General features: G+C 39.2%; 8 protein-coding genes. 3 read left to right on the top strand and 5 right to left on the bottom strand.

The window, feature by feature from the left end:
- Positions 1–112: 112 nt before the first annotated feature.
- Both EA341_RS16675 and EA341_RS16680 read left to right on the top strand, forming a co-directional pair.
- Entirely contained in the window at positions 113–1,282 is a 1,170-nt protein-coding gene (locus EA341_RS16675; protein WP_293016302.1) for an aminotransferase class I/II-fold pyridoxal phosphate-dependent enzyme, read from the top strand.
- Between the two features lie 57 nt (positions 1,283–1,339).
- Positions 1,340–2,446 carry a permease gene (locus tag EA341_RS16680; protein ID WP_293016303.1) on the top strand — a complete coding sequence of 369 codons (1,107 nt, stop codon included), beginning with the start codon at positions 1,340–1,342 and terminating at the stop codon, positions 2,444–2,446.
- 1 nt (position 2,447) lies between these two features.
- Here the strand turns inward: EA341_RS16680 and EA341_RS16685 are convergent, their stop codons facing one another.
- The 5 genes from EA341_RS16685 to EA341_RS16705 all read right to left on the bottom strand — a co-directional run bounded on the left by EA341_RS16685 (position 2,448) and on the right by EA341_RS16705 (position 7,544).
- A complete protein-coding gene (locus EA341_RS16685) occupies positions 2,448–3,215 on the bottom strand; it encodes a LexA family transcriptional regulator (protein WP_293016305.1) in 768 nt (255 codons plus the stop codon).
- A gap of 11 nt (positions 3,216–3,226) precedes the next feature.
- Complete coding sequence (locus tag EA341_RS16690; RefSeq protein ID WP_293016306.1) at positions 3,227–3,481, bottom strand: hypothetical protein; 255 nt, start codon at positions 3,479–3,481, stop codon at positions 3,227–3,229.
- A 563-nt stretch (positions 3,482–4,044) separates the two neighbouring features.
- Entirely contained in the window at positions 4,045–6,300 is a 2,256-nt protein-coding gene (locus EA341_RS16695; RefSeq protein ID WP_293016307.1) for a Tex family protein, read from the bottom strand.
- Positions 6,301–6,481: 181 nt separating this feature from the next.
- The gene (locus EA341_RS16700; protein ID WP_293016308.1) at positions 6,482–7,099 is read right to left on the bottom strand and encodes a hypothetical protein; all 618 of its coding nucleotides are present in this window, start codon (positions 7,097–7,099) and stop codon (positions 6,482–6,484) included.
- Positions 7,100–7,292: 193 nt separating this feature from the next.
- Positions 7,293–7,544 (bottom strand): hypothetical protein, encoded by a 252-nt coding sequence (locus EA341_RS16705; RefSeq protein WP_293016309.1) that lies wholly within the window; start codon positions 7,542–7,544, stop codon positions 7,293–7,295.
- A gap of 545 nt (positions 7,545–8,089) precedes the next feature.
- Between EA341_RS16705 and EA341_RS16710 the strand changes: the two genes are divergently transcribed.
- Positions 8,090–8,649 (top strand): hypothetical protein (locus EA341_RS16710; protein ID WP_293016310.1); only part of this gene is annotated, 560 nt, incomplete at its 3' end.

Here is an 8,649-nt window from a genome sequence, read left to right on the forward strand (position 1 = left end):
CATCATTTTTGATAATAACCAATCAATAAAATAACATAAATATTAATTTTTTACACATTTTTAAATAAATATGGTTTATTTTTAAACTTACTTAAACCATTTTGAAAAACCTATGAAAAACCTTAACAGAAGACATTGGTTAAAAACCAGCCTTTTTGGATTGGCGGGACTTAGTGCTATACCAGAAGTTCTAGCCCACAGCAATACATCGTTAGATTCTAAGGTACTGAAATCCACAGGCAGTTTGCGGGAAATCCCTTTACCCTTCAACGCAGACGTACCCATGAAAGCCCGTCTTTTAGCCAATGAAAATCCTTTTGGCCCCTCAGAAAAAGCATTAAAAGCCATTGCTTCATCGATCTCCGAAGGAAACAGATATGGACATGCCGATGCCCACTACCTTATCCAAATGATAGCGGAGAAAGAAGGTGTAAGTCCGGAACATATCATGCTTGGCCCTGGCTCTACTGATTTATTGGAAAAAACGGCTATCGCGCTGTGTAGACATGGAGGTAATGTCATTTCTGCAGACCCTTCTTACCTATCCCTGGTCAACACAGCACAGGCTGTAGGTGCCTCTTGGAAGGCCATTCCTCTTACAGAAGACCATAGCCATGACCTCAATGCCATTTTGAAGTCCATAGATAAAGAAACAAAACTGATCTATGTATGCAATCCTAATAATCCTATGGGATCTATCACAGATTTTGAAAACGTAAAATCATTCTGTAAAAACGCCTCACAGCAAACACCTGTATTTGTAGATGAAGCCTATCTCGATTTTCTTGAAAATGCGGAAGAAAAAAGTGCGGTAAATCTGGTTGCAGAAGGATACGATGTAATAGTAGCACGGACATTTTCAAAAATACACGGCATGGCAGGTCTAAGAATTGGTTATATCGTCGCAACTCCCGAAAGAATAAAATCTGTCACAGACATGGTCAGGAGTACCATGGGACTCAGTATCACCTCGCTTAAAGGAGCCATTGCAAGCTTCAAAGACGAATCATTTATCGCAGAGTGTAGGCAGCTTAACAGAGAATCAAGAGATTTCACCTCGCAGAGCATCAAATCTTTAGGTTACCAAGAAATCCCATCACATACCAGCTTTATGATATTCCCTATCCGGTCGGAGGCAAAACCATTTGCTCGATCCATGATAGACCAGGGAGTAGGCATTAGGATGTATGCCATAGACAATAAGCCTTGGTGCAGGGTAAGTATGGGCACTATGCAGGAGATGAATTACTTTGTAGAGGCCCTCAAAGTCAGCGAAGCCTGATCCAACCACCCAAAATAGCCTTTTGAATCTTTATGAATAACAAACTCCAATTCTATAATGAATCCTGCAGTTCAAAAGACGCTATCCTTAATTATAATCCTTATCATAGGGTTTTTACTCAGAAAAAAATTCAATCATCCAAGTAATCAGAATGGTTTAAAAACCATTATCCTTACTGTTGCATTGCCGGCCATCATCTTTGTAGCCTTATTAAAGGCTGAAGTGAAGCCCGATTTATTGGCTTTGCCCTTGTTGGCATTGGCCTTTAATTTCCTTTTGTTTTTTATTCTGAAACCCCTTTTGCCTTTTTTCGGAATAGAAAAAGACTCTTCTTCTTACAGTACCTATCTATTATTGTTCCCTTCGTTGGCACCAGGGCTTTCCTGCTTTCCTTTCCTTATAGAATATTTGGGAGATGATGCTTTGGCTTGGGGTGCCTTGGCTGATATTGGCAATAAGTTCTTTGTGCTCATCTTTGCATATCTGGTAGCATTCAATTGGTTTTTGATCAACTATCCCAGTAAAAACAAGGGTAATGGACAAAAAATAAAATCCCTCTTTCTGAGCCTTATCAATGAACCTATTAATATAGTGATTGTACTGGCCCTTGTACTTTTAGGCCTAGGCATACATATGGACAACCTACCGGTTTTTCTCTCTTCCGCAATTGCCAACCTTAGTAATCTGATGACTCCATTGGTCCTGCTTTATATCGGAATAGCTGTGGTTTTCAATTGGAAACAAATCCAAAAAATCGCGGGCTTATTGCTGCTGCGCTCAGGACTTACGTTTATACTTTCCGGTGCATTGATATTCTTTGCCCCATCCCTCTCCTACATGGCCATATTGGTCATCATCGTATTTCCACAAAGTGCAATAAGCTTCTGGCCATTTGCGCATATGTCAGCGATTACTGCCATGGAACAAAAACTGGAGAAAAGAGAAAAAAGAACCTTTGATTTGGAATTGGCCGTCAACATACTTGCAGTTTCTTTGCCATTTTCCACTGCAGTGATGTTGATTGTGTTTTCTTTTGGGGAAACTTTCACCTCCCCTTCATTTGTGATAACTCTTGGACTTGTCCTGATATGTTTGGGCTCAGTTAAAGCTATCTTGAATTGGGTAAGCCAATTTGAAGCAAATCCCGAATTCAAGAAAAACTGATCTACTTCATACGGGTAATCTCTGCCTTGATATCCAAAATCATCTGGGAAATATCTTCCAAACTTACCGGTTTGGATTTATCCTTGGGATTGGGGAAATCTGTGCTGATAAATGCCTTTGCTTCCCACACTTCCAGAACATCTTCTGCTTTGACCTCATAGGGTTTGTAGTGTTCATTGTCTGAAACCAAAAATAATTTTCCGTTTTCTTCCAGGTAATTGAATACCCGCTTGTACACCACTCCCTCTGTCACCGTTACCATCACATAGGTTTGTCCACTTCTGATATCTTTCAGCTGCTCAATATAAGACCCGATTACAATGGTTCCGGACACCAGTGGCAACATGCTGTCTCCACTCAACTCAAAAGCCCTGTAGGTACTACTTTTGGAAAGATTGGGCAGATGAAACTGCGGCAGGGATTCCATATATTCAGGATCCGAGAATCCATTGAGGTATCCAGCTGAAGCTTTCTGAGGTACCATGGTGATATTCTCATTGTCCTTATCATCCACTGCTATGGTCAGGATCTTGATTTCTTTTTGCTGATTGACTTTCCTTCCTTTAACTTTCATATCATGGTGAAGCAATTCATCCAAGCTCACCCCGAAAGTATACGTGATCACTTCCAAGGCCGAAAGTTTAGGCTCTGACCTTCCATCTTCATAGGCTGAAATCATACTTCTTTGCACACCCAGTTTTGCAGCAAGCTCCGATTGGGTCATGCCAACTTCTGATCGAAGGTATTTGAGGTTTTTAGAAAGCATCATGATAGTAGAATTTAAGCGGAATATAAATAAAAGTTATGATCCTCCTTTTCAGGCTGCTTTAGCGAAAGTGGATTCATGGACGACCTTATCTTTCTCCTATACATTCTTTCCTGAATCTCGGAAATGATCTCTCCTACAGGCTTTGGCTCATTGGTCAAGAGGTAACCATACATGGGTCTTTTGTCATCCTCTATGAAAAACTTAACCTGACAGTTGCCACTTGGAAGTTCCTTTTGGGTAATGCTGATGTTTGCTTCTGTTTCCATGATATTTGTTTTTTAGTACCATAACAGTAGCTAAAGTAATAATGTTATTTTAAATAACATATATATGTTGGTAAAATTAACATTATAACGACATATACTGTCACAAAAATGTAAATTTATGAGAAGAAATATTGGATTGGGAGCTTTTGAATGTAAAATGACGGATGTTGGATTACAGATGTTAGATGTTTAAAATACCTGTAAAAAAAACAGATGTAAATAAAGAATCTTATGTGAATCTGCTTTTTTGCCAGTAGAAGATTTAAAAGGCTAAAGTTCTGTGTAAATTATAGATTTAAGCAAAATTCGGTATTGCCTCCCGATAAGTATAGAAAATTAGGCTACTGGCATCATTCCGGATATTCACAAAGAATCTTTACCTAAATCAAGGGTCCAGTAAGATTTTAAAAAATTAAAACAGGATTTCTGAAACAGAACTGAATTAAATTCCGTCAAAAGTTACAGTTAGAAGATAACCTTAATCTTAAAGGCTTAAGAAACGCATACAAACCAACTATTACTTATAAAAAAAGCGCCGTCCCATTAAGGACGGCGCTCTGTTTTTACCTGAACTTATTTTGCAACATGGCTAGTTTTGCCGCCAAATCCCCTTCGGGTTCTTTGGATTTGCTTTTACTTTCTGAAGCCTTATCAGATCTCTTTGCTTTTGGTTTAGCACCAAAAGGATCAGATTTCATACTCAGGCCTATTCGTTTTCTTGGAATATCCACCTCCATCACGGTTACCTCCACTTTTTGATTGACGCTGACTACTTCAGCAGGATCATTGATGAATTTATCGGCCAATTGACTCAGGTGAACCAAACCATCCTGATGAACACCAAGGTCTACGAAGGCACCAAATTTGGTGATATTGGTGATGATTCCAGGAAGTTTCATCCCAACTTTCAAGTCTGAAATTTCATTGACTCCTTCCTGAAAATTAAAGACCTCGAAAGATTCCCTTGGATCCCTACCAGGCTTTGAAAGTTCCTCTATGATATCCTGCAATGTGGGAAGGCCTACAGTTTCTGATACATAGTTTTTCAAAATAACCTTGGATCGCAGTTCTTCCGAAGTCATCAAATCCACTAAGCTTGCTCCTAAATCTTTGGCCATTCTCTCCACCAATGCATAACGCTCGGGGTGCACAGCTGAAGCATCAAGTGGATTGCCGGCATTTCTGATTCTAAGAAAGCCTGCCGCCTGTTCAAAAGCCTTATCTCCCAGTCTTGGGACTTTTTTAATTTCATCCCTGCTCTTAAAAGGACCATTTTCATTTCTATAGTTGACAATGTTTTGGGCCAATACAGGGCCTAAACCTGAAACATAAGTCAGCAATTGTTTGGAAGCCGTATTGACTTCTACTCCTACACCGTTCACGCAACTCATTACCGTATCATCAAGAGAATTCTTCAAGGAAGATTGATCTACATCATGCTGATACTGGCCTACTCCTATAGATTTCGGATCCAATTTCACCAATTCTGCCAAGGGGTCCATCAATCTGCGGCCAATGGACACAGCACCCCTAACCGTTAAATCATGATCTGGGAATTCCTCTCTTGCCACATCTGAAGCTGAATAAATGGAGGCACCACTTTCATTGACCATGGTAACGATCACATTTTTCGGCAGTCCGATGGACTTGACAAAAGATTCTGTCTCCCTACTTGCCGTACCGTTTCCTATGGCGATGGCTTCCACTTGATGAGTATCGACCAAATGTTTGATTTTGGCCGCAGCCTCTGCTGTCTTTTTCTGGGGCTCGTTTGGATAAATGGCATCAAAACTCAGCAACTGTCCCTGCGGTCCCAGACAAACGGTCTTACAGCCTGTCCTGAAACCAGGGTCTATGGCCAAAACGGACTTTTCTCCCAAAGGTGCTGAAAGTAAAAGCTGTCTCAAATTCTCCGTAAATACCCTTATGGCTTCCTCATCGGCCCTTTTCTTGGAATACAGGCGTACTTCAGTTTCCATAGATGGCTTCAAAAGCCTTTTATAACAATCTTTGATCGCCATTTGCACCTGCGATACAGCAAGATTGGATGTATCCTTCAACACCTCTTTTTCAATCAATGCGATAGCATCAATTTCATCAGGGCAGGAATCCAGCATTAGGAAAAGCTCTTTCTCTCCTCTTCGCATGGCCAAGACCCTGTGCGAGGGAGCTGTTTTTACAGGTTCAGTCCAATCAAAATAATCCTTGTACTTGATGGCTTCATTTTCCTTGCCTGGAATTACCTTGGAAACAAACTGACCCCTTTCTATAAAGAGTTCTCGCATTTTTTTCCTCAATTCCACATTTTCATTGATCCATTCTGCAATGATATCTCTTGCTCCCTGAAGGGCATCTTCAGCAGTATTGACTTCAAGTTCAGAATTGACATATTTGGAAGCTTCTTCATCTAAGTCAAATGACTCCTGAGAAAAAATAATCTCTGCCAATGGCTCCAACCCTCTTTCCCTCGCAATGGTTGCTTTTGTTCTTCTTTTGGGTTTGTAAGGCAAATACAAATCCTCCAAAATAGCCATGGTTTCTGCGGCATTGATTTTCTCCTCCAGTTCAGGTGTGAGCTTTTGCTGCTCCTGAATAGACTTGAGGATCGCTTCCCTTCTTTTATCCAAATCCCTCAATTGCTGAACCCTGTCCCGTATAGCAGCTACCTGCACCTCATCCAGACTCCCTGTAGCTTCTTTTCTGTATCGGGAAATAAAAGGGACTGTAGCTCCTCCATCTAACAATTCCGCAGTATCAGTGACCTGCTTCACTTTGACACCGAGCTCTTCGGCTATTTTTATATAATAATTGATATCCATTTGATGCTTATTAAACCACACAAAGTAGCAAGCTTTTAAAATCCTTCCCAAGTTTTGGCCAAAATATATATGTCCTTAGCGCTTAAAAAACTGATACTCTTCAAAAAAAAATCGGTCAGTAATTTCTATTTGAAGAGTATAAGAATGAATTATTGTAAACAATCTGTGATTATTGCTAGAACTATTGATTCAGCCTAATGACCACTGCGCCTGTTAAGCCAAATTGAATAATAGAAGAAAAACCTCCAACACCCACCTGAGCACCAGAACCGGGGCTCCACCATAGGTTTGCACCCACATCAGAAACAGGCATCATTAGGTTAGCTTGCAATCTCAGGCCTACATTATCAGAAAAGAAATATTTCATTCCACCATTGATACCAACTGTAAAACGCGTAATGCTATCAAAATTATTTTCTGGTGAAGCCAAAGTACCCGTACCTACTTTTAACCCGGTAAATAAGGCCATCTGATTACTTGCTGGAAATAACCTATTGTAACCAACCATTGCATAATGCACCTGGATACGCTCTCTTACCGGTCGACTAAAAGCAGTAGAATTAGCAGTACCGATTCCACCCTGGTAGCTGTACATTACTTCGGCTTCAGCAAAATCATTGAAGCTAAAATTAAGCATTCCGCCAACAGTCTGCCCACCCCCTAGACGGGCTCTTCCGCCAAGAATCGGAAAACCGTGGTCGAAAGCATATCCTGTGAATGGAGTAATTTCAATTGCTTGGGCCCTTACTTCGAAAAAGGATATCAAAATCAGAAATGGAACAAATAATATTTTTTTCATTTTGGAATTATTTTCTTAGTCAAGATAACAGAAAAAAAATACAACCTGCAAATTGTAAAGAAAAATACTAACCGAAATCAAGCTATTAAACAGATCTAGGATGTATAGGAATACTTTAGTCCACACCTTTTATTAAAAAAAGAATTCCTGAGATGAAAACATCTTCAGGAATTCCCAAAATCAACTCTGAATCTTAAAAGTCAAAATCATTACTCATACTTGAAATCAACGCTGCTCCAAAAATCATAAAGCCCACAATATAAAGCGCAATGATTATGGCAAACCAAAGTAAAGTGGCTTTTGCCCAGTTTTGCTTGTTTAAATTGGCACCTCCTCCAAAGCCCCAAACAAAAAGCATAATAAATCCTACAATAGGAATGGCTACGATCAAAACAGTAATGAACCAATCCTTGACACTCATGACACTCGTGTTGGTATTTTCCATGGTTAAAGTGGTTTTTATAAAGTGTTATAAATATAAAATACCTCATAATTTATAAAGATCTAACTAAAATTAAAATGCAAGGCGCTGATAATCATCAATGAAGGGTGAATTTTTAATGATTAAGTTCATTCATCACAAGGTTAATAATTTTAATTAAAGGTTTTTAGAGAATTGAATCCTAACAGTAATAGTTTTTTAATTATAACACAGTAGAATTATTTATGGACAACTCTTCTTGTAGGTTTGAATTTAAATATGGATTTTCAAACCAAAACTTGACACCGTAGTTTAAAATAAGGTGAATTGTTAAATACCGACTTATTAGGTGAATTTACTATTTTCGAAGGCAGAATTTTCACTTAACATTTATCACTACGAATACCATTTACAGAATCTAAGTTGGGTTCTGAGCCAAACTTAACGCCCAAGGTTAAAATACTGTTATTCGACAAGATGTCACATATCATAAGAGGTGAAACATTATGACTAGTTTTGATTTCATTGCTATTTTTAAATTGCTTTTTAGAAAGCCACTTCAACAACCCATGCAAATCGGTCTTCTGTTTTTATTTCTTGGAGGATTTCAATTTTCAGTGAATGCCCAGGAACCTGAAAAGTTGGGCCTCGATGCGGATAATTGGGCTGTAGAATTAAGTAAAGTTGAGTTGACTGAATTGAACAGCTTAGGAAGTCTGATTGAGCAACTGACAGCAGTGGATAGTATTCAAATGGTTACTTTTTTGGATACTCTTGAAAAGTCAAAAAAAGCAAAAGGATATTACTTCAAAACCTATTTTCACATGGTAAAGGCAGAAGTCCTCTTTAGGAAATTTGCCACTTACGAGAAGTTTAAAAACCGAAGTAATCCGGAATTGACCCCTGTTAAGGAACAGTTGCTGGAATTGTATGCTAAGGCTCTGGATGCAGCTTATCATACCGAAAGTGAAAAAGTGATCGGATGGGTAAACTTTTATTCAGCCCGCCGGATACTCACTTTTGGTGAAACAGCTTGGGCTGTCATGTATTCCAAAAATGGTGTGGATCAATTTGCCTTCCAGACAGTCGCAGATCAGGTTGAAATGCTTCGATTCCTCATCCGCCGATT

This window comes from Mongoliibacter sp., assembly GCF_007692705.1.
Taxonomy (GTDB): domain Bacteria; phylum Bacteroidota; class Bacteroidia; order Cytophagales; family Cyclobacteriaceae; genus Mongoliibacter.